Source organism: Desulforudis sp. DRI-14 (genome assembly GCF_052618305.1).
This window is the reverse complement of the sequence record NZ_JBQXEZ010000022.1, coordinates 1-19827: the sequence shown is the minus strand read 5'-3', so window position 1 is coordinate 19827 and position 19827 is coordinate 1. Positions and strand designations below refer to the sequence as shown.

At 60.5% G+C, this 19827-nt stretch carries 23 protein-coding genes; all 23 read left to right on the top strand.

What is annotated here, in order from left to right; translation table 11 throughout:
- The first annotated feature begins 31 nt into the window (after positions 1 to 31).
- The 23 genes from ACUM6F_RS10695 to spoIID all read left to right on the top strand — a co-directional run bounded on the left by ACUM6F_RS10695 (position 32) and on the right by spoIID (position 19631).
- Positions 32 to 604 carry a hypothetical protein gene (locus ACUM6F_RS10695; protein WP_445349224.1) on the top strand — a complete coding sequence of 191 codons (573 nt, stop codon included), beginning with the start codon at positions 32 to 34 and terminating at the stop codon, positions 602 to 604.
- Between the two features lie 138 nt (positions 605 to 742).
- On the top strand, positions 743 to 2671 hold the full coding sequence (locus tag ACUM6F_RS10690; RefSeq protein WP_445349223.1) for an NADH-quinone oxidoreductase subunit 5 family protein: 1929 nt from the start codon (positions 743 to 745) through the stop codon (positions 2669 to 2671).
- Positions 2668 to 3525: an NADH-quinone oxidoreductase subunit H gene (locus tag ACUM6F_RS10685; RefSeq protein ID WP_425620497.1), complete on the top strand. Its 858-nt coding sequence runs from the start codon at positions 2668 to 2670 to the stop codon at positions 3523 to 3525. Before ACUM6F_RS10690 ends, ACUM6F_RS10685 begins: the two co-directional genes overlap by 4 nt.
- A 50-nt stretch (positions 3526 to 3575) precedes the next feature.
- A complete protein-coding gene (locus ACUM6F_RS10680; RefSeq protein WP_425620496.1) occupies positions 3576 to 3998 on the top strand; it encodes an NADH-quinone oxidoreductase subunit B family protein in 423 nt (140 codons plus the stop codon).
- A 16-nt stretch (positions 3999 to 4014) separates the two neighbouring features.
- Positions 4015 to 4368, top strand: a complete 354-nt coding sequence (locus ACUM6F_RS10675) for an NADH-quinone oxidoreductase subunit C (protein ID WP_425620495.1) — start codon at positions 4015 to 4017, stop codon at positions 4366 to 4368.
- A gap of 12 nt (positions 4369 to 4380) precedes the next feature.
- Entirely contained in the window at positions 4381 to 5457 is a 1077-nt protein-coding gene (locus ACUM6F_RS10670) for a hydrogenase large subunit (RefSeq protein WP_445349222.1), read from the top strand.
- A 74-nt stretch (positions 5458 to 5531) separates the two neighbouring features.
- A complete protein-coding gene (locus ACUM6F_RS10665; protein ID WP_445349221.1) occupies positions 5532 to 5885 on the top strand; it encodes a 4Fe-4S dicluster domain-containing protein in 354 nt (117 codons plus the stop codon).
- Positions 5886 to 6006: 121 nt separating this feature from the next.
- Complete coding sequence (locus tag ACUM6F_RS10660; protein ID WP_445349220.1) at positions 6007 to 6687, top strand: Crp/Fnr family transcriptional regulator; 681 nt, start codon at positions 6007 to 6009, stop codon at positions 6685 to 6687.
- 221 nt (positions 6688 to 6908) lie between these two features.
- Positions 6909 to 7415, top strand: coding sequence for a low molecular weight protein arginine phosphatase (locus tag ACUM6F_RS10655; protein ID WP_445349219.1), 507 nt, complete (start codon positions 6909 to 6911; stop codon positions 7413 to 7415).
- Positions 7416 to 7449: 34 nt separating this feature from the next.
- Positions 7450 to 7902 (top strand): ribose 5-phosphate isomerase B, encoded by a 453-nt coding sequence (rpiB, locus tag ACUM6F_RS10650; RefSeq protein WP_445349218.1) that lies wholly within the window; start codon positions 7450 to 7452, stop codon positions 7900 to 7902.
- Between the two features lie 136 nt (positions 7903 to 8038).
- Positions 8039 to 9274: a serine hydroxymethyltransferase gene (locus tag ACUM6F_RS10645; RefSeq protein ID WP_445349230.1), complete on the top strand. Its 1236-nt coding sequence runs from the start codon at positions 8039 to 8041 to the stop codon at positions 9272 to 9274.
- Between the two features lie 281 nt (positions 9275 to 9555).
- Positions 9556 to 10731 carry a non-hydrolyzing UDP-N-acetylglucosamine 2-epimerase gene (gene wecB / locus ACUM6F_RS10640; protein ID WP_445349217.1) on the top strand — a complete coding sequence of 392 codons (1176 nt, stop codon included), beginning with the start codon at positions 9556 to 9558 and terminating at the stop codon, positions 10729 to 10731.
- 275 nt (positions 10732 to 11006) lie between these two features.
- A complete protein-coding gene (locus ACUM6F_RS10635; protein ID WP_445349216.1) occupies positions 11007 to 11246 on the top strand; it encodes an AtpZ/AtpI family protein in 240 nt (79 codons plus the stop codon).
- Between the two features lie 103 nt (positions 11247 to 11349).
- Positions 11350 to 11781 carry an ATP synthase subunit I gene (locus tag ACUM6F_RS10630; RefSeq protein WP_425620487.1) on the top strand — a complete coding sequence of 144 codons (432 nt, stop codon included), beginning with the start codon at positions 11350 to 11352 and terminating at the stop codon, positions 11779 to 11781.
- Positions 11782 to 11802: 21 nt separating this feature from the next.
- Positions 11803 to 12576 (top strand): F0F1 ATP synthase subunit A, encoded by a 774-nt coding sequence (gene atpB / locus ACUM6F_RS10625; protein ID WP_425620486.1) that lies wholly within the window; start codon positions 11803 to 11805, stop codon positions 12574 to 12576.
- A gap of 82 nt (positions 12577 to 12658) precedes the next feature.
- Positions 12659 to 12889 carry a F0F1 ATP synthase subunit C gene (gene atpE, locus ACUM6F_RS10620; RefSeq protein ID WP_425620485.1) on the top strand — a complete coding sequence of 77 codons (231 nt, stop codon included), beginning with the start codon at positions 12659 to 12661 and terminating at the stop codon, positions 12887 to 12889.
- Between the two features lie 121 nt (positions 12890 to 13010).
- Positions 13011 to 13502: a F0F1 ATP synthase subunit B gene (atpF, locus tag ACUM6F_RS10615; RefSeq protein ID WP_425620484.1), complete on the top strand. Its 492-nt coding sequence runs from the start codon at positions 13011 to 13013 to the stop codon at positions 13500 to 13502.
- Complete coding sequence (locus ACUM6F_RS10610; RefSeq protein WP_425620483.1) at positions 13496 to 14044, top strand: F0F1 ATP synthase subunit delta; 549 nt, start codon at positions 13496 to 13498, stop codon at positions 14042 to 14044. The genes atpF and ACUM6F_RS10610 overlap by 7 nt, the downstream gene beginning before the upstream one ends.
- Positions 14045 to 14059: 15 nt before the next feature.
- Positions 14060 to 15580 (top strand): F0F1 ATP synthase subunit alpha, encoded by a 1521-nt coding sequence (gene atpA / locus ACUM6F_RS10605; RefSeq protein ID WP_425620482.1) that lies wholly within the window; start codon positions 14060 to 14062, stop codon positions 15578 to 15580.
- A gap of 21 nt (positions 15581 to 15601) precedes the next feature.
- On the top strand, positions 15602 to 16471 hold the full coding sequence (atpG, locus tag ACUM6F_RS10600) for an ATP synthase F1 subunit gamma (RefSeq protein ID WP_425620481.1): 870 nt from the start codon (positions 15602 to 15604) through the stop codon (positions 16469 to 16471).
- 27 nt (positions 16472 to 16498) lie between these two features.
- A complete protein-coding gene (gene atpD, locus ACUM6F_RS10595) occupies positions 16499 to 17914 on the top strand; it encodes a F0F1 ATP synthase subunit beta (RefSeq protein WP_425620480.1) in 1416 nt (471 codons plus the stop codon).
- Between the two features lie 129 nt (positions 17915 to 18043).
- Complete coding sequence (locus tag ACUM6F_RS10590; RefSeq protein WP_425620479.1) at positions 18044 to 18463, top strand: F0F1 ATP synthase subunit epsilon; 420 nt, start codon at positions 18044 to 18046, stop codon at positions 18461 to 18463.
- Positions 18464 to 18656: 193 nt separating this feature from the next.
- Complete coding sequence (gene spoIID, locus ACUM6F_RS10585; RefSeq protein ID WP_445349215.1) at positions 18657 to 19631, top strand: stage II sporulation protein D; 975 nt, start codon at positions 18657 to 18659, stop codon at positions 19629 to 19631.
- Positions 19632 to 19827 lie beyond the last annotated feature (196 nt).

The following is a 19827-nucleotide window of genomic DNA, read 5'->3' as shown; positions in this document are numbered from 1 at the left end:
GCAATAGTCCCCAAGTTGAGGGGTTGATCGCGTGGGATTCTGGGGTTATTTGGACCAGGTGCTCATCGTTTTTTACCGGATAACCGGTAATCCTGTCTTCGACTTCTTCCTGGGGACCTTCATCGTCGCCATGTTGACGGTCGTCGTCGGGGAATTCACCATCTCGATCGCCTACAGGCTGAACAGGAAGCACCTGAAGGTCCTTAACACCAAGATGGTCAGGATGAACAACCTCTCCCTGGACGCTTTGAAATCGGGGAATAAGGAAGAGTACAAAACCCGCAACAAAGAGGCCAACGACGCTTTTGGAAAGGTTTTTTTCAACGCCGTGGCTCTTTCCGCCGCCAACCTGTGGCCTGTGTTCTTCTGCCTGGCCTGGATGCAGACGCGGTTCATGGGGATTGACTTTCCCATACCTTTTACCGGTTGGGCTGCGAATTACGTTGTCGTTTTCCTGATCTGTTACATTCTGTCGAGGATCCTCTTCGGCTGGATGCGGCCAAGGCTGCCTTATTTCAGAGGGGTGCAAAAGATGCTGGACGATGTCGGCGAGAGTGCAAAGGAACTGGAAAGCTTCGCGGACCTCGTGCCCAAGAGACCTTGATCGCCGGCCGAAGTTTAATACGCTGTCTCAAACCTCCTAAATGTTCCTCATAATAGATCCCCCTTGCCGGCGGGCGGGGCTTAATGCGGCCGGAGCCCCGTCCGGCGCAAGCGGGGAAAACAGCGGGGGGGTGCAAAAATGACCGGTGAAATCCTGATCGGCGTATTGGTTCTGCTGCCTGTCGCCGCCGGCCTGCTGGGCTTAATCCCGATGGGCGTCCCGGCGCGCAGGGCGCTCCTGATCCCGGTATCACTGGTCCTGGCAGCCGCCTCGGTATGGCTAACCGTAACGGCGGCCGCATCGGGACCGCTGACCGTGACTCTCCCGGCCCAATGGGAGAGCGTTTTGACCGTTCTCGATTTCCTGCTGCTGGCCTACTTTATCCACGCCGGCCTCGGCGCCCGGCACAGCCTTGTCGTCTTGCTGTCGCTGGCCGCCGCGGCGGGCCTTGCCGTCTTGAAATTCGCGTGGCTGGGCGGGCACGTTTCCGTGGAGCCGGCGTTTCACGTGGATATGCTGTCCGGGCTGATGTGCCTTGTGATCTCTATCGTGGGGTCGCTCATCGTCCTGTATGCCCTGGACTACATGCCGCGGCACGAGGCTCACCTGCATCTGGATAAAAGCAGGCAGCCGCAGTTCTTCCTTTATCTTGTCGGCTTCCTCGGCGTGATGAACGGCCTGGTTTTCGCCGACAGCCTGCTCTGGCTGTACTTCTTCTGGGAGCTGACGACCCTGTGCTGCTTCCAGCTCATCCGGCACGACCTTACGGATGAAGCGAAACAGAACGCCTTGCGGGCCCTGTGGATGAACCTTCTCGGGGCGGTCGCCCTGGTCACCGGGACCGGTCTAGCTTATCAACTGGTCGGCTCGGTTTCCCTGCAGGAACTCATCGGAGCGGGCACGGCCGCTCCCGCGCTCTTGCCCGCGCTCGCCTTGCTCTGCTTCACCGGGTTTACCAAGGCGGCCCAGGTCCCCTTCCAGAGCTGGCTGCTGGGGGCGATGGTGGCGCCGACGCCGGTCTCCGCCCTGTTGCACTCCAGTACGATGGTCAAGGCGGGCGTCTACCTTGTCCTGCGCCTGGCCCCCGCCTACGCCGGGACCACCCTCTCGGTGATGGTGGCCCTGCTCGGCGGCCTGGTGTTTGTGGTCACCTCCATCCTGGCCGTCAGCCAGCCTGTCTCCAAGCGGGTCCTGGCTTACTCGACCGTCGCCAACCTGGGCTTGATCATCTGCTGCGCGGGCATCAACACCGACCTGGCCATGGCTGCGGCCCTGGCCCTGATTGTCTTCCACGCCGTCTCTAAGGGTGCCCTGTTTATGGCCGTAGGGATGGCTGAACAGCAGATCGGCAGCCGCGACATCGAGGACATGGAGGGGCTCGGCTTTCGGACGCCGCTCCTGGCGTCGGCGATGGTCGTCGGGATGTTCTCGATGCTCTTCCTGCCGTTCGGCGTGGCCTTCTCCAAGTGGGCGGCCATTGAGGCCGCCGGCACGGAAGGGGGCTGGTTCATCGCGGTCACTGCTTTTCTTGCCGTGGGCAGCGCGGCCACGCTCGTTTTCTGGGCGAAGTGGATCGGGAGGCTTACCACGCAGGTTAAAGGTGAAGCCAGGGAAGAAAAGCCTTTCTTCGCTTATGCCGGGACCATCGGCCTGGTTGGGACGGCCGTCGGCTTGAGTATCCTCATCGCGCCGCTGATGCAGTGGCTGATCCTGCCGGCGCAGGCGGGGATGGGTTACGGCCGGCCTTTCGACTTAACGGGCTGGAACCTGTTCACGGCTGTCGGCTCCTTTACGCCGTGGGCCCTGTTCATCGCCGTCGGCTTGGCCGTCCTGCTGCCCGCCCTCCTGGTCAAGGGACCGGCAGGTACCGAAACAGCGCCGGCCTACCTCTGCGGCGTCAATATCGACGGTGACCGCCGGTTTCGCTCGGTCGCCGATTCCCCGGTGCCTCTGGCCGTGGGGGGCACTTACTGGACGACGCTTTTCGGCGAGCAGAAGTTGACGCCGGTGTTTAACTGGGCGGCCCTCGTTTGCCTGGGGGCCCTGTTTGTGGGGGTGATCGTGTGACCGTCACCGACGTTCTTGTTGCCGTCGCCGCCCTTATCGCGGCGCCCCCGGCGGGGGGGTTCCTGGTCGGCGTCGACCGGAAGATCACGGCCCGCCTCCAGGGGCGGATGGGACCGCCCCTGACCCAGCCTTTTTATGACTTCTTCAAGCTGCTGAGCAAGACCAGGGTGGTCGCGGCCCGGGGCAACATGGTGTGGGCGTGGAGTTACCTGTTGCTCACCATGACGGCTTTCACCCTCTTTTTCCTGGGGCAGGATCTTGTGGTTATTTTCCTGATCCTGGCCTTCGCCGGTGCGGCCCTGGCGTACGGCGCCTTCTCGGTGCGTTCCCCGTACTCCCATTTCGGAGCCCAGCGCGAGCTGATCCAGATGTTGTCGTACGAGCCCATCCTGCTGCTCACCGCGGCGGCCGTCGCCTTGCAGACCGGGAAGTTCACCGTTTCCGGCGTTTTGACCTGGGACGAACCCCTGCTGCCGGCCCTGCCCCTGGCGTTCGCCGCGCTGCTTATCGCCCTGGGGATCAAGATGCGCAAATCGCCCTTCGATATCGCCGCTTCCGAGCATGCCCACCAGGAGCTTGTGCGGGGTGTTTACACGGAGTATTCGGGCCGTTACCTGGCCCTTATCCACCTGGCCCACTGGTACGAACTCGTCCTGATCCTGGCCTTTGTCGCCCTCTTTTGGGCGCAGCCCCTTTGGATCGGCGCTCTGGCAGCCCTGGCGGTTTTCCTGCTGGAGCTCTTTATCGACAACCTGGCCGCGCGCCTGCGCTGGTCCTGGATGGTGGCCGTCTGCTGGGGGCTGGGGATCGGGTTTATCCTGCTCAACATGGTCTTGCTGCAATGGCTGGCCTGAATATGAGCTGCGGCCGAATGGGCGGTTTCTGGGGGAAAGGAGTGTAGCCGATGGGTTTACTGACCAGGTCGCGTGTCAAATCGCCCTGGATCCTTCATTACTGCACGGGCGGATGCAACGGGTGCGACATCGAAATCCTGGCCTGCCTCACGCCGCTTTACGACGTGGAGCGCTTCGGGATCCTGAACATCGGCAATCCCAAGCACGCCGACTTGCTTATCGTAACCGGTCCGGTGAACTGGAAGAGCGAACAGGTTCTAAAAAATCTTTATGAGCAGATGCCCGAGCCCAAGCTGGTGATGGCCGTCGGGGCCTGTGCCTGCAGCGGGGGTGTCTTTCACAACTGCTACAACACCCTGGGCGGGATCGACAAGGTGATCCCGGTCGATATCTACGTGCGGGGATGCGCGGCCCGCCCGGAGGCCATCATCGACGGGGTTGTCGGGGCGCTGAACAAGCTCGCCGAATCCTAGCGGGGGGGGGGGTAACATGCAGGATCTTACAATTTCCAGGGACCAGTTGACGGACACGGCCAAGGAACTCCTGAACCGTGGGGCAAGGCTCATCAACGCCGTTTGCCTTGATGAAGGGGAAACCTTTCAAATCATCTACCTTTTTCAACGTGAACTGGATCTTATGAGCCTGCGGGTCCGCGTCGCGAAAGAGGAGGAAGTGCCGAGCCTATCATCCCTTCAACTGAGCGCCGTCCTGATTGAAAACGAGATGAGGGAGTTCTTCGGGTTGAAGGTTGACGGCATGGCCATCGACTTCAAGGGCCGGATGATCCTCGCCGAAAAGAGCCCGCGCACGCCGATGCTGAAACAACTGCCGGTAATACAGTAAGGAGGGCTTTGTATGGGGAGGGTTACTTTTCCTTTTGGTCCTCAGCACCCGGTTCTTCCGGAAGCCATCCAGCTTCAGCTGACCTGCGAGGACGAACGCGTCGTCGAGGTCCTGCCGGTTATCGGGTATATGCACCGGGGCATAGAAAAAGCGGGCGAGAAAAACCCCTTTGTGAACAACGTGTTCCTTTGCGAGAGGATCTGCGGCATTTGCAGCTTTATCCACGCGCTGTGCTACTGCGAGCTAGTGGAGAATGTGATGAAAGTCTCCGCCCCTCCGCGTGCCCGGTACCTGCGGGTTTTCTGGAGCGAGCTGTCCCGTATCCACAGTCACCTGCTGTGGATGGGACTCCTGGCCGACTCCTTCGGGTTTGAAAGCCTTTTCATGCAGTCCTGGCGGGCGCGGGAAATCGTCCTCGACATCCTGGAGATGACCACGGGGCAGCGCGTTATCCAGTCGTCCTGTGTCCTCGGCGGCGTCAGAAGGGACATCGACCAGGATATGGCCGGGCGCGTCCGCCGGATGCTCAACCGGTTCAAGGCGGAGTACGACGCGGTTTACGAGGTGTTTGCCAGGGACTATACCATCAGGCAACGCACGGTGGGCAAAGGCGTATTGTCCAAGGAGCAGGCCTGGGCTCTCGGCGCCGTGGGTCCGACCCTTAGGGGCAGCGGGTGGCCCTACGACGCCCGGATGCTGCACTACTCGGCATACGGCGAGATCGGCTTTGAACCCGTTGTGGAAAACGCCTGTGACAGTTACGCCCGCATGATGGTCCGGGCCCGGGAGATCCACCAGTCCCTCGACCTGGCCTTCAAGGCCCTCGACAACCTCCCCGACACCGAGCTGGCCGTCAAGGTCAAGGGTTTTCCCGAGGGAGAAGGGATCATCAGGGTCGAGCAGCCGCGCGGCGAACTCTGCGAGTACATTAAGGGTAACGGCACGGCGCATCTCGAAAGGCTCAAGGTGCGCACGCCGACCTTCGCCAATATACCCGCTTTGCTGGCGGTGATTCCCGGCTGCGAGCTGGCCGATATCCCGGTCATCGTTCTTTCCATCGACCCATGCATCGCCTGCACCGAACGCTGACGGCGGGCTGCGCCCGCTGCGGTTGGCATCCGAAAATCCGAGGGCCGACCGCCTGGGAAAGGAGACGGTTAACCATGCCTGTAATGGGCCCGAAGCTGGTCAAGAACTTCTTCACCGGCCCCGCCACGCGCGCCTATCCGGCCGTAAAGCGCCCGGCTTTCCCCCAAGGGCGGGGACGGATCCTTTACGACGCTGAGCGGTGCACTTATTGCGGGATATGCGCCGGCATCTGTCCCGCCGCGGCCATCACCATGGAGGAGGACCGGGAAAACCTTGCTGTCAGGCGGGTCTTTAATTCCTTCGCCTGTATTTACTGCGGGCGGTGCGTGGAACTTTGCCCGAACGGGGCATTGCAGATGGGCGCCGAGCACCCCGAGTATGCCGGTGCCAAGGCCGCAACGGTTTCCAGCAGCCGGCAGGCTGGATAAAGCATCCACCGCGCATTAGGAGTATAATAATCCCCGGCAGGAAAACCCAGGGGCCGAAGCGAAACTATCATCTCTGGGAGCGTGCCGTTAAGATCTTTTCCAGAGGTTAGGAGCTGATCTCATGTCGGGGGGAAATCCTAAAGCGCGCGAGGACGCTCTGGTTGTTAACGAACGCGAGCGCGAGATCCTGTGTAAGGCCGGGACAACCGTACGTTATCCAAAGGGGCAGATTATCTTTTCGGCCGACGAGCAGGCCGACCGGGTCTACCTGATTGAAGAAGGATATGTCAAGATCTATCGTCTCAATCCGGACGGCCGCGAGGTGACGGTGGGGAGCATCCGGAACCCGGGTGAGATCATGGGGCTGGCCGAGACGCTTTATCACGGCAAGCGCACCTGTTTCGCCGGGGCCATCAGCGATGTGACCATGGTGATCCTGACCAAGGACCAGTTTATCGAAGTCCTGAACACCGAACACCGCCTGGCGCTGAAGGTGGCGTCACTGCTGGGAGCGCGCATGCGGGCCGCCGAGGCGATGGTTTACGAGTTGATGTGCTGGCAGGCGCCGGGCCGCTTGGCCTTGATGCTCCTAAAAATCAGCGAAAGATGCGGGGAAAGGACCAATGAGGGGATTAAGATCAAGCTCAGGCTGACGCACAACGAAATCGCCTCGATGATCGGTTCCACCAGGCAGACGGTGACCTCGCTGATGAACACCTTCCGCGATGAAAAAAGTATTGAGGTCCAGGGCCGGGAAATCCTGATCAAGGATCCCAAGAAGCTCGCCGAGTGGGTGGTATAGCAGCACCGGGCGCTAAGCGCTTACAACCATTTGGGGTCTTTGCATTGCAGAGACCTTTTTTGTTTTTTGGGACTCTGTTCCCCCGGACTTCATCTATTTCCCGAGCGCCGGGAATCAGCCGGGGCAATACTACGCATAAAGGCTTTTATAGTATGGCATGTCCGGCGTTTCTACAATAAAATGTAAACATTGGGCGGTTTGCTGCGGGAGGAGTGACGTTTTTGGCCAGGCCAAAGAAGATCTTGTTCGTGTGCACGGGAAACACCTGCCGTTCGAGCATGGCCGAGGGCATCGCCCGTCACCTGCTGGGGGACGACCGCGAGATACGCGTCCTTTCGGCGGGCGTCCACGCCCTGCCCAACGTCCCCGCGACCCCCGAAGCCGTGGAAGCCCTGGCCGAAGAAGGGATCGACATCAGCGGCCACCGGGCGGCTTTGCTGACCCGCGAGCTTGTCGAGGAGGCCGACCTGGTTCTGACTATGACGGCCGGGCATCGGCGTCTGGTACGGGAGGCCGCCCCCGATCAGGCGGGCAAGGTCTTCACTCTGGCTGAATACGCCGGAGCCGGAGGCGACGTGTCCGATCCCTTGGGACAGCCCCTGCACGTGTACCGCCGTTACGCCGCCGAACTCCGCCGCCTCATCCGCCTGGCTCTGGAGCGCTTCAGGGAAGAGGCCGGCCGCGTTGAAGGAAATCGTTCTTCAGCCGTAGAAGATGGTAAATCGTAAGGATTTTGTCGATGCATGCGGGAGGCAAGCATACATGCGCGTAGCCGTGGCCGCCGATCACGCGGGTTACCGGTTGAAAGAGGAGATCGTCGACTTTTTGCGCCAGGCGGGAATTCCACACAAGGATTTCGGAACGCATTCCCTGGAATCGGTGGACTACCCGGACTTCGCCCTGGCCGTCGCCCGCGCCGTGCAGAGCGGCGAGTTCGACCGCGGGATTATCGTCTGCGGGACCGGCATCGGGGTGAGCATCTCGGCCAACAAGGTGCCCGGCATCCGGGCGGCCCTCTGCCACGACACCTTTTCGGCCCGCGCCTCCAGGGAGCATAACGATGCCAACGTTCTGACCCTCGGCGAAAGGGTCATCGGCCCCGGCCTGGCCAGGGACATCGTGGCCACCTGGCTCAAGGCCGAGTTCCAAGGCGGGCGCCACACCCGCCGGGTACAGAAGATCGCCGATATTGAAGCGAACTTCAATATCGGCTAGCATTGAGAATCAATACCGGTAAGCGGTGCAAAAAAGCACTGCACACTGAGCACTGAGCATTGAGATTTGGTACAAAGCCCAATGCGCATAGCCGGTGCTCAACGCATATTCTTAGGAGGAATTCAAGTTGTCTAACATGTTGAAGCCTCTCTCGGAAATTGACCCCGAAATCAGCAGGGCTATTGCCCTTGAGACCGAACGCCAGCGCTCCAAGCTGGAGTTGATCGCTTCCGAGAACTTCGTCAGCAGGGCGGTCCTGGAGGCCCAGGGCTCGGTGCTGACCAACAAGTATGCCGAGGGTTACCCGGGACGGCGCTACTACGGGGGCTGCGAATTCGTCGACATCGCCGAGAGCCTGGCCATCGAGCGGGCCAAGCAGCTCTTCGGGGCGGACCACGCCAACGTCCAGCCGCATTCGGGCGCCCAGGCCAACATGGCCGCCTACTTCGCCCTCCTCCAGCCCGGGGACGTCATCTTGGGAATGAACCTGGCGCACGGGGGACACCTCACCCACGGCTCCAAGGTCAACTTCAGCGGCAAGCTCTTTAACTTCGTCGCCTACGGGGTCGACCCCGAAAGCGGAATGATCGACTACGACGAGGTGCAGCGCCTGGCCGAGGAGCACCGCCCCAAGCTCATCGTGGCGGGGGCCAGCGCCTATCCCCGCGCCATCGACTTCGGGCGCCTGTCCGCGATCGCCAAGTCCGTCGGCGCCAGGCTGATGGTGGATATGGCGCACATCGCCGGCCTGTGCGCGGTGGGCCTGCACCAGAACCCCGTGCCGTATTCCGACATCGTCACTTCCACCACGCACAAGACCCTGCGCGGCCCGCGCGGCGGCTTGATCCTGTGTACCGGGGAATACGCGGCGGCCGTCGACAAGTCGGTTTTCCCCGGCGTCCAGGGCGGGCCGCTGATGCACGTCATCGCCGCCAAGGCCGTGGCTTTCGGCGAGGCCCTGCGGCCCGAGTTCAAGGCTTACCAGGAAAGAATCGTCAAGAACGCCAGGGCCCTCGCCGGCGCCCTGATGGAGCGCGGCTTCAAGCTGGTCTCCGGCGGCACCGACAACCACCTGATGCTGGTCGACCTGCGCAGCAAGAACGTCACCGGGCAAGACGCCGAGCGCCGGCTCGACGAGGTGGGGGTCACCGTGAACAAGAACATGATCCCCTTCGATCCGCAGCCCCCGAGGGTCACCAGCGGCATCCGCATCGGCACGCCGGCCGTCACCACCCGCGGAATGAAGGAAGAGGATATGGTCAAAATCGCCGAGATCATCGCCGTCGCCATCGACGACATGGACAGCGCCGCGGCGCTCGCCAAGGCCCGGGGCATGGTCAAGGAACTCTGCGCCGCCCACCCTCTATATTGAGCGCTGAGCACTGGGCACTGAGCGCCGAGATTAACGAGGAAGGGGTTCGGCTGACCGAATCCCTTCCTGCTGTATCCAACTGCCAAACGGCAGCTACGAACTTAGTGCTGCTTTGCTATTCCGACACCCATTTATGTCTGTGTTATGATTAAAGATGTGGGTGACAGATCGAATTCGCGTTAGCGAATTCCTCGAGTCCCAACGCCAATGCTCAGTGCTCAAAGCCTACCCTAACCGGTGGATAACAAACACCGGCTGACGATCATTCTGTGAGGATGCTTATGAAGAAAATAGTGACGGTTTTTGGAACAAGGCCGGAGGCTATCAAAATGGCCCCCGTCATCAAGGCCCTCGAAGCCTCGCCGCATTTCCGGTGCGTGGTCGCCGTCACCGCCCAGCACCGGGAAATGCTCGACCAGGTCCTCGACCTCTTCGGCATCCGCCCTGCCTACGACCTGGATATCATGCGGCAGGGGCAGACCCTTTTCGACATCACCCGCCGTGCGCTGACAGGCCTGGAAGGCGTTCTGAGGAAAGAGCGTCCCGATATGGTGCTCGTGCACGGGGACACCACCACAACCTTCGCCGCGGCCCTGGCCGCCTTTTACTTCCAGACTCCCGTCGGGCACGTCGAGGCCGGCCTGCGCACGCGCAACAAGTATTCTCCCTTCCCCGAGGAAATGAACCGTCACCTGACCGGGGTCATCACCGACCTGCATTTTGCCCCCACCGCGGGAGCCAAGGCCAATCTCCTGGCCGAGGGCGTCGCACCGGAAAAGATCGTCGTTACGGGGAACACCGTGATCGACGCCTTTCTGAGCACCGTCCGGAAGGAGTACGCGTTCGAGGATCCTATCCTCAAGTCCGTGCAGGACGATAGGTACCGTGTAATCCTAGTGACCACCCACCGGCGCGAAAACCTGGGCGAGCCCCTGCGGCAGGTTTACCTGGCCCTGCGCGACTTCGTCGACCGCTACCCCGACGTGCAAGTCGTTTTTCCCGTACACAGGAACCCCGCCGTGCGTAAAGTAGTCCGCGAAGTGCTCGGCGACCTGGACCGCGTGCACCTTGTCGAGCCGCTGCCCTACCTGCCTTTTGCACACCTCATAAAACACAGTTACCTGGTCCTCACGGACTCGGGCGGCATTCAGGAGGAAGCCCCGTCGCTGGGTAAGCCCGTACTCGTTCTGCGCGACACCACCGAGCGTCCCGAGGCCGTGGACGCGGGGACCGTCCTGCTGGTGGGGACGGACAGGCGGAGGGTGTTTGCGGCTGCGGACACCCTTCTTTCCGACCCGGAGGCGTACCGCCGAATGGCTGAGGCCGTGAACCCTTACGGAGACGGGCAAGCGGCCGCGCGGATCGTGCAGACCCTGGCCCACAGGTTCGGGTTGTCACCGGTCGCGCCGCAGGAGTTTAATGCAATGAAGCAGCAGGAATTTGGTGTTGAACGCTGAAATGATAACTGATATCGCTCCTAATGGAACAAGCAAAAGGTAATCATGGTTGCAGATTATGCCGTTGTAGCACAAACATTTCTTGTCAAACAGTATAACACCAATCCAAGAAATGAAAAAAAAATCTTTCACGAGCGGCCTAAAAAGTCGGCTGCGGGGAAGGAATAAACCCTCTATCGTAGAAAGTATATTTAAGAGCGCGGCCAGGTTTAGATCTGGTTTTTCTTTATGCCGCGCGGGCGGGGGAGCGGAGCGTGAAGGGGGGCCGGGACCCTGTGGCTGACGGCAAAAACGGCCTTTCCAAGGGGTTGAAAGCGTTTGCGCTTGGTTCCACAATCGCCGTTCAGTTCGCCGCCAGCATCTTGCTGGGTCTTTGGGCGGGACGCTTCCTCGATGCCAGATTGGATACCGAGCCGTGGTTGATGCTGGCGGGGCTGCTCGCCGGCATGGGAGCGGGTGTCCTCGCCGTTTACCGCACGGTAACGCAGATATTCAACGATCGCAAAAAACCTTAAAATAAGAAGCGAGTCGTGAGAAGGTCGTGAGAAGTCGGAAGTGAGCTCTTCTGGTACTCACCTCTGACTTCTCACCTCTCACTTCCCCTATAGGAGGGTGCTTGTGCAGGAACTAGACTTTGGCGTCCATGTCCGTGGTGCCGTGCGCAAGTCTTTCTTTGTTTTCTGTATCGCCTTGCTGGCCGTGGCCGCCGACGGCGGCAATCCCCTGTTTGCGGGGTTCGCTTTCGGCGTCCTGGTAAGCATCGTCAGCGGCATCCTGCTGGCCGTGCGCATCGCCAGGCTCGGCGAGATGAAGGAGGTCCTGGATTCCGCTGAAGAGCGTAAAAAGGCCAGGTGGGGCGCGCAGATGGCTGTCGGCGCCTTGCGCTGGCTGTTTGTTATCTCGATGCTGGTCTTCGCCGTCAAAACCGGCTGGTTTAACCTGCTGGCAGTGCTGGGCGGGTTGTTTGTCCTGCCCGCCTTTGCGGTCGGTGGGGGTTTAAAGGTCCTTCTTGGTTATCGAAAGGACCTTCATAAATGCAATTCTTTTTAGCGAAAGGAGGTGAATATTGCAGTGTCGGCAAGCGGAGCGACACACGGAGCTGAAGGTGGTTTCAGTATCGAAAAGGTCCACCATGACCTGAATATCTGGAATCTACCCACCGAGCCGGTGCATTTCGGGTCTATTGGCGGTTTCTCGATCGATCTGAACATGACCACCATCGTATTTACGTGGGTGGCCATGGCCATCGTGCTCCTATTGGCTTTTTCGGCCGTACGCGGTGCCAGCGTGCGTCGGCCGACCAAGATGCAGGCGATGTTTGAAATGGTGTTTGAATTCTTACGTGGGCTGATCAACGAGAACATGAGCCCGAAAAAGGGCGAGGGTATCTTCGCGCTGATCATTACTTACTTCCTGTTCATCGTGACGTGCAACATTATCGGGCTTCTGCCCACAGGGGTAGCGCCCACGGCGGACCATCAGACGACCTTTGCCCTGGCCTTGATCACCTTCTTCATGATGTTCTACCTGGGGATCAAGTACAAGGGCCTCGGTTATTTCAAGCACTACCTGCAACCCTTCCCGTTCTTCCTGCCTATCACGATTTTGGAAGACCTTGCGAAGCCCCTTACGCTGGCTTTCCGACTCTTCGGCAATATGAAGGGTAAGGAAGTCATGATTCTGGCCCTGCTGGGCCTGATCACCGGTGTCGCGCAATGGGCCGGCGGTTTCATGGCCTCTGTCGTGTGGCTTGGATTCGGCCTTTTCGTGTCCCTTATCCAGGCCTTCGTCTTCACCATGCTGAGTATCGCCTACTTCGGCATGGCCGTGCATGAGGAACACTAGGTTACCATCGAGAGAATCTTTAACCGACTAGTCTGTTAACTTACTGAAAACCATTTAAAGAGTTTTAGGAGGGAAACGACTAATGGATCTGAGTGCTGCTGCTGCTCTGGGTATGGCTTTTGCTGCCGGTCTCGGCGCTCTTGGCGCCGCCATCGGTGACGGTATCGTAACTGGTAAGCTTCTTGAAGGCGTCGCCCGCCAGCCTGAGGCGCGCGGTCCCCTGATGACCCTGATGTTCATCTCCGTCGGTCTGATCGAGTCCCTGCCGATTATCGCCATCGTTATCGGCTTCATCCTGATGGGCAAGATGTAAGCTCGGGTTACCTATGGTTGTTTGGCAAATCGATACGAGGAAGGTTTAGCAGGTTTCCCGGGCGAAAATGGGAAACCTGCGCAAGACCTTCTTTGGCCCCAGGAAGGAGGAGAGTAAGTAGGTGGACCTGACCTTTAACGCTACACTGCTCGCCCAGATCTTCCACTTCGTCGTCCTGCTTGTGCTCCTCAGATTGTTTGCCTACAAGCCGCTGCTGAACATTCTCGAGCAGCGCCAGAAGCTTGTAGCCAGCAGTATTGAGGCTGCCGAGGCCGAGAAGGCCCAGGCCGAGAAGATCCGGGCTCAATACGAGGCCGACCTGCGCAACGCCCGCGAAGAGGCGAAAGCGATCATCGAGCGGGCGTCCAAGGCTGCGAACGAGCAGGCCCAGTCCATCGTGGATGCGGCCAAGGCCGAGGCGGCCCGCGTTAAGGAGAGCGCCCTGCAGGATATCCAGCGCGAAAAGGACAAGGCCCTCGCGGAGCTGCGCAACGAAGTCGCTTCGCTGGCCGTCCTGGTCGCCGCTAAGGTTGTCAAGCAGGGTCTTGACGTGGATGCGCAAAGCAAGCTTGTGCAGGATGCCATAAACGAGGTGAATAACCTGCCATGCTAAAAGGTGCTGTTGCGCAGCGTTACGCCGAGGCTTTGTTCAATATCGCCCGTGACCAGAACCAGATCACCGCGATCGAGGGGGAACTCAAGGTCGTTCTGGATGCCCTCGAGGGGTCCCGTGACCTGCAGCGCGTTCTCTATCACCCGCAGATCCCCCGCGACGCCAAAAAGACGGTGCTGCGTGAGATTTTCGGCGGGAAAGTCTCGCCTGCGACGCTGAACTTCCTCAACGTTGTTCTCGACGCGCGGCGTGAGTTTTACCTGAAGGCCATCGTCGAGGAGTACCTTCGTCAGGCCAACGAGACTCGCAACATCGCCGAGGTTACCGTGACTTCGGCCATGGAGATTCCGCTCGTCCAGAAGGTCAACCTGATGAACGCCCTCGGCAAGGCTACCGGCAAGGAGATCCGCGTCCACTACGAGATCAACCCCGAGATCCTCGGTGGTCTCGTCGTGCGTATGGGCGACCGGATCCTGGACGCCAGCGTGAAGAGGCAGCTTGAGAAGATTAAAGAAAGCATCCGCGAAATTCAAGTTGGATAGGGGTGACAGAGGGACATGAATCTGAGACCTGAAGAGATCAGTGCCATCATCAGGCAGCAGATCGAGAAGTACGAAGCGCAGGTCGAAGTCACCGACGTCGGCACGGTCATCCAGATCGGTGACGGCGTGGCGCGGGTGTACGGACTCGAAAACTGCATGTACTCGGAGCTGCTCGAGTTCCCCGGCGGCATCCTGGGGATGGCGCTAAACCTGGAAGAGGATAACATCGGTTGCGTTATCCTCGGCCCTTATACGCAGATCAAGGAAGGTGACGTCGTCAAGCGCACCGGACGTATCGCCTCCGTGCCCGTAGGCGACGCCCTCATCGGCCGTGTCATCAACCCGGTCGGCCTGCCGCTGGACGGCAAGGGTCCGCTCGGTACCGACAAGTACCGCGCTATTGAGAAGATCGCCCCCGGCGTTGTGTTCCGCAGCCCGGTTGATACCCCGCTGCAGACCGGCATCAAGGCCATCGACGCGATGATCCCGATCGGCCGCGGCCAGCGCGAGCTGATCCTCGGCGACCGCCAGACCGGTAAGACCGCGATCGCCATCGACACCATCATCAACCAGAAAGGGCAGGACTGCATCTGCATCTACGTCGCCGTCGGGCAGAAAGCCTCCACCGTCGCGAACGTGGTCCAGAAGCTTAAAGACTACGGCGCGATGGATTACACGATCGTTGTCGTCGCCAACGCCTCCGACCCGTCCCCGCTGCTCTACATCGCTCCGTTCGCTGGCGCGGCGATCGGCGAGGAGTTTATGGAGAACGGCAAGGACGTCCTGATCGTTTACGACGACCTGACCAAGCAGGCGGCCGCCTACCGCGAACTGGCCCTGCTGCTCCGCCGCCCGCCCGGCCGCGAGGCCTTCCCGGGCGACATCTTCAACCTGCACTCCCGCCTGCTCGAGCGTGCGGCCAAGCTGCACCCGAAGTACGGCGGCGGCTCCATGACCGCTCTGCCGGTTATCGAGACCCAGCAGGGCGACGTGTCGGCTTACATTCCGACAAACGTCATCTCCATCACCGACGGTCAGATCTACCTTGAGCCGGACCTGTTCTACGCCGGTATCCGCCCGGCCGTCAACGTCGGCCTGTCGGTGTCCCGCGTCGGTGGCAAGGCGCAGCGCAAGGCGATGCGCCAGGTAGCCGGCCAACTCAAACTTGACCTGGCGCAGTACCGCGAGTTGGCCGCCTTCGCGCAGTTCGGTTCCGACCTCGACAAGGCCACCCAGGCCCGCCTGACCCGCGGCGCCCGCATGGTCGAACTGCTCAAGCAGGACCAGTACGTGCCCATGCCGCTGGAGGAAATGGTTATGTCGATCTATGCCGGTGTCAAAGGCTACCTGGATTCGCTCCCGGTGGAAAAGGTCCGTGAATTCGAGGCCGAGTTCCTGAAGTTCATGCGCAGCGAAAAGCCGGAAATCGGCAAGGCCATCGCCGAGGCCAGGGAAATCACCGGCGACGTCGAGCCGAAGCTCAAGGCCGCTGTCGAGGAGTTCAAATCGAACTTCGTCAAACAGTACGGACTATAGGCGCGAAAGTGAGGTGTAAATATGCCTGCACTACGCGACTACCGGCGTCGCATCAATAGTGTAAAAAGCACGCAGAAGATCTGCAAGGCCATGAAGGCGGTGGCTACGGCCAAGATGGCCAAGGCCCAGGCGGCCGTCGTCGCGGCCCGCCCCTACGCCAGGCAGATTCACGAAGTGTTGGGCCGGCTGTCGGGAGCGGCCAGGAATGTCCAGCACCCGCTGCTTGCCCAGCGTGAGCCGAACAAAGTCTGCTATGTGATCATTACCGCGGACCGAGGCCTGTGCGGCGGTTTCAACAGCAATATCCTGCGCACGGCCCAGAAAGAAATGGGCAAGGCGGACAACGTTTCCATCGTGGCGGTGGGGCGCAAGAGCCGCAACTTTTTCCGCTTCCGGGGCGTGCAGATGGACAAGTTCTTCGTCAACCTGGGCGAGAACATTCGCGTCGATCAGGCCAAGGAGATCGCCCGCTTCGTCATCGACCAGTACACCGCGAGCGAATACGACGCCGTCTACCTGATCTATTCGAAGTTTGTCAACGTCCTGGTCCAGCAGCCTACGGTGACCAAGCTTTTGCCGGTGGAACCGCCGGAAGGCGCCGCCGTGGAAAAGAAGGAAGCCCACGGGCCTACGGCCCAGTACATCTTCGAGCCTTCGGCCGAAGAGGTTTTAGCCGACCTTCTGCCGCGGTACGTTGAAAACGCGATCTTTGCCGCGTTGCTTGAGTCCAAGGCCGGCGAGCAGAGCGCCCGCATGACGGCCATGGAGAACGCCAGCAAGAACGCCGGCGAGATGATCGATCGCCTCACACTCCAAATGAACCGCTTGCGCCAGGAAGGCATTACCAAGGAACTCCTTGATATCGTCGGCGGCGCTGCGGCTCTGGAATAAACTACGGAGGAGGGTTTGAGGAAGGCAATGAATGTTGGTAAAGTAGTCCAAATCATCGGCGTTGTCGTGGACATCAAGTTTAAGCCCGGTGAAGTCCCGCCGATTTACAACGCCGTCAAGATTGAAACAGGAACCAAGGACGCTTTTGGCCGTGAGATCGGCCTGACTCTCGAGGTCGCGCAGCACCTCGGCAACAACGTCGCCCGCTGCGTTGCCATGTCCACTACCGACGGTCTGGTGCGCGGGATGGATGCTTACGATACCGGCGCCCCGATTTCGGTTCCGGTCGGCCGTCCCGTCCTCGGCCGCCTGCTCGATGTTCTCGGCAACCCGATCGACGGTCTCGGGGAGATCAAGAGCGAGAAGAAATACCCGATTCACCGCCCGGCTCCGCTCCTGGTGGACCAGTCCACCCAGGTCGAGCAGCTGGAAACCGGTCTTAAGGTTATCGACCTGCTCGTTCCCTTCATGAAGGGCGGCAAGATCGGGATGTTCGGCGGCGCCGGCGTGGGCAAGACCGTTATCGTTATGGAGCTCATCAACAACATCGCCAAGCAGCACGGCGGTATCTCCGTGTTCTGCGGCGTGGGCGAGCGGACCCGCGAAGGTAACGAGCTGCTCCTGGAAATGACCGAAGCCGGCGTTCTGGACAAGACGATGATGGTCTTCGGCCAGATGAACGAGCCGCCGGGCTGCCGTCTGCGCATCGCGCTGACCGGCCTGTGCCTGGCCGAGTACTTCCGCGATGAGGAAGGCGCCGACGTGCTGGTCTTCATCGACAACATCTTCCGTTTCGCCCAGGCCGGTTCCGAGGTTTCCGCCCTACTCGGCCGCATGCCGTCGGCCGTGGGTTACCAGCCGACCCTCGCTACCGAGATGGGCCAGCTCCAGGAGCGCATCACCTCGACCACCAAAGGTTCGATCACCTCGGTGCAGGCCGTCTACGTGCCCGCCGACGACCTGACCGACCCGGCCCCGGCGAACACCTTCGCCCACCTCGACGGCACCGTCGTTCTGTCCCGGGCGCTCACCGAGCTTGGTATCTACCCGGCCGTGGACCCGCTCGACTCCGTCTCCCGCATCCTGGACCCGAACGTCGTCGGGCAGGAGCACTACTCGGTGGCGCGCGGCGTGCAGAAGGTTCTGCAGCGCTACAAGGAACTGCAGGACATCATCGCCATCCTCGGTATGGAAGAGCTTTCGGAAGAGGATAAGCTGGTCGTGGCCCGCGCCCGCCGGCTGCAACGCTTCCTGTCCCAGCCGTTCAACGTGGCCGAGGCTTTCACCGGCCGGCCCGGGCGCTACGTTTCGCTGAAGGATACCGTCCGCGGCTTCAAGGAAATCCTTGAAGGCAAGCACGACGACCTGCCGGAAGACGCCTTCTACATGGTCGGCACCATCGAGGAAGCCCGCGAGAAGGGCGAAGCCCTGAAGGCTTCCTAACTCAGTAGGCAGTAAGCTGTTGTCGGGCGTCCGGAGCCGGCAGTCAGCAGGGGTTGTGGCTGATCGTCATACCTGCGGACGACCGCTGCCTGACGACTGACGACCGAAACAGGGGGTGCATTACACGCAATGGCAGACAAGACTTCAAAGGTCTCGATCGTCACTCCGGAACGGGTAATCTATTCCGACGAAGCGCGGTTGGTGATTGCCCGTGGTACCGACGGTGAACTGGGTATCCTGCCCGAGCACGCCCCGCTGATCACCAGCCTCGAGATTGGTGCCCTCCGTCTGCAGAAGGATGGCCATTGGAAGACGCTGGCGGTAAGCGGCGGCTTCATGGAAGTGAAAGACAGCCGCATTGTCGTCCTTGCCAATGCCGCCGAACTGCCTGAGCAGATCGACGTCGAACGGGCCCGGCGGGCCAAGGAGCGCGCCGAGCAGCGCCTGGCATCCAAAGCGCAGGAGGTCGACCTCCTGCGGGCGGAAGCCGCGCTCAAGCGCGCACTGCTCAGACTGCGCGTGGCGGAGCAGGGAGACAAGTACCACTAAACTTCCAGCTAGGGTAGCTGACCCCCGGAGAGCGACATCTCTTTCGGGGGTTTTTCTTTTCTTGCGCCCTCCAAGTATAACCGCCAAGGGCGCCAAGGACGCCCTTCCTTCCATGCTTGCAACCTATCGCAATTGGAAACACTGTATATATATGGAAAGCAATGCATAGATATTGCACAGGGGAGGGAGCAGGTTGAGAAGGCTGATTATCGGTCTCGTCTTTCTGCTTGCCGCCCTGCTCCTGGCCAATCCGGTCTCCTTTCAGAAGAACTACCGGGATTTTATCGGCGAAGTGACCAAAAAGGAGGCCGTGCCGGAGAAGGTGCGGCTTTACAGGCACGCCACGGGGGAGATCATTACCCTGCCGTTGGAGGAATACCTGGTCGGGGTGGTGGCAGCCGAGATGCCGGCCGCGTTTCCGCCCGAGGCCCTCAAGGCCCAGGCAGTCTGCGCGCGCACGTATATTCTCAAGAGGCTGACTGTGCAAGGGGGGTCGGTGAACAACCCACATCCTGAAGCCGACATCTGCGACGACCCCCGTCACGGCCAGGCCTGGTACTCGCGCGAAGACTTAAAGCAGCGCTGGGGGACGCTGGACTATTACCGTTTTTACTACAAGGTCTACCGGGCGGTGGCTTCCACCAGGGGGACGGTGCTGGTCCACAAGGGCGAGCTGATCGACCCGGTGTACCATTCGTCGTGCGGGGGCGCCACCGAAAGCGCGGGAGACGTCTGGAAGTTCGACCTCCCGTACCTGCGGAGCGTGCCCTGCCCCTACGACCACGATCCCTACCCGGGGGAGACTAAGTCCTTCACGCTTGAACAAGTAGACGCGGCCCTGGGGACGAAGATCAGCGTCCTGCCGGTGATCACGGGTGTCGGCGACATCGTGCAGGTGCTCGAGTACACCAGCACGGGGCGGCCGAAGCTGCTGTCTTTCGGGAACACAGAGGTTTCCGCGACGGTGGTCCGCGACCGCCTCGGGTTGCGCTCCACCAACTTCACCTTCACCTACAAAAACGGGAAGCTTGTCTACACCACTACCGGCAACGGTCACGGGGTGGGGCTGTGCCAGTACGGCGCCAAGGGCCTGGCCGAGCACGGCAAGGACTTCCGCGCCATCCTGCAGCACTATTACACCGGCGTAACAATTAAGAAGCTGGAATGAGCACTGAGCTATGGGCATTGAGCGTTGAGATACTTTAGGATGGGATCCGGTAAAACCGAATCCCTTTCCTAGATTAATCCCAGCGCCCACAGCTATTTCGGTGCCCAGCGCACAGTGCTCAATGCAATTCACAATGCTCAACGCCCTATCCGTTAAACTATCTCTAAAGCCTTGGTTTACAAGGAGATCCCCGATC

Bases quoted from the DNA above. Each gene is read 5' to 3' on its own strand.
- atpD (WP_425620480.1), top strand. From the start codon at position 16,499: ATGAATGTTGGTAAAGTAGTCCAAATCATCGGCGTTGTCGTGGACATC.
- atpG (WP_425620481.1), top strand. From the start codon at position 15,602: ATGCCTGCACTACGCGACTACCGGCGTCGCATCAATAGTGTAAAAAGC.
- ACUM6F_RS10660 (WP_445349220.1), top strand. From the start codon at position 6,007: ATGTCGGGGGGAAATCCTAAAGCGCGCGAGGACGCTCTGGTTGTTAAC.
- ACUM6F_RS10690 (WP_445349223.1), top strand. From the start codon at position 743: ATGACCGGTGAAATCCTGATCGGCGTATTGGTTCTGCTGCCTGTCGCC.
- ACUM6F_RS10680 (WP_425620496.1), top strand. From the start codon at position 3,576: ATGGGTTTACTGACCAGGTCGCGTGTCAAATCGCCCTGGATCCTTCAT.
- ACUM6F_RS10610 (WP_425620483.1), top strand. From the start codon at position 13,496: ATGCTAAAAGGTGCTGTTGCGCAGCGTTACGCCGAGGCTTTGTTCAAT.
- atpE (WP_425620485.1), top strand. From the start codon at position 12,659: ATGGATCTGAGTGCTGCTGCTGCTCTGGGTATGGCTTTTGCTGCCGGT.
- ACUM6F_RS10675 (WP_425620495.1), top strand. From the start codon at position 4,015: ATGCAGGATCTTACAATTTCCAGGGACCAGTTGACGGACACGGCCAAG.
- ACUM6F_RS10645 (WP_445349230.1), top strand. From the start codon at position 8,039: ATGTTGAAGCCTCTCTCGGAAATTGACCCCGAAATCAGCAGGGCTATT.
- ACUM6F_RS10670 (WP_445349222.1), top strand. From the start codon at position 4,381: ATGGGGAGGGTTACTTTTCCTTTTGGTCCTCAGCACCCGGTTCTTCCG.
- ACUM6F_RS10665 (WP_445349221.1), top strand. From the start codon at position 5,532: ATGCCTGTAATGGGCCCGAAGCTGGTCAAGAACTTCTTCACCGGCCCC.
- ACUM6F_RS10590 (WP_425620479.1), top strand. From the start codon at position 18,044: ATGGCAGACAAGACTTCAAAGGTCTCGATCGTCACTCCGGAACGGGTA.
- atpA (WP_425620482.1), top strand. From the start codon at position 14,060: ATGAATCTGAGACCTGAAGAGATCAGTGCCATCATCAGGCAGCAGATC.
- rpiB (WP_445349218.1), top strand. From the start codon at position 7,450: ATGCGCGTAGCCGTGGCCGCCGATCACGCGGGTTACCGGTTGAAAGAG.
- wecB (WP_445349217.1), top strand. From the start codon at position 9,556: ATGAAGAAAATAGTGACGGTTTTTGGAACAAGGCCGGAGGCTATCAAA.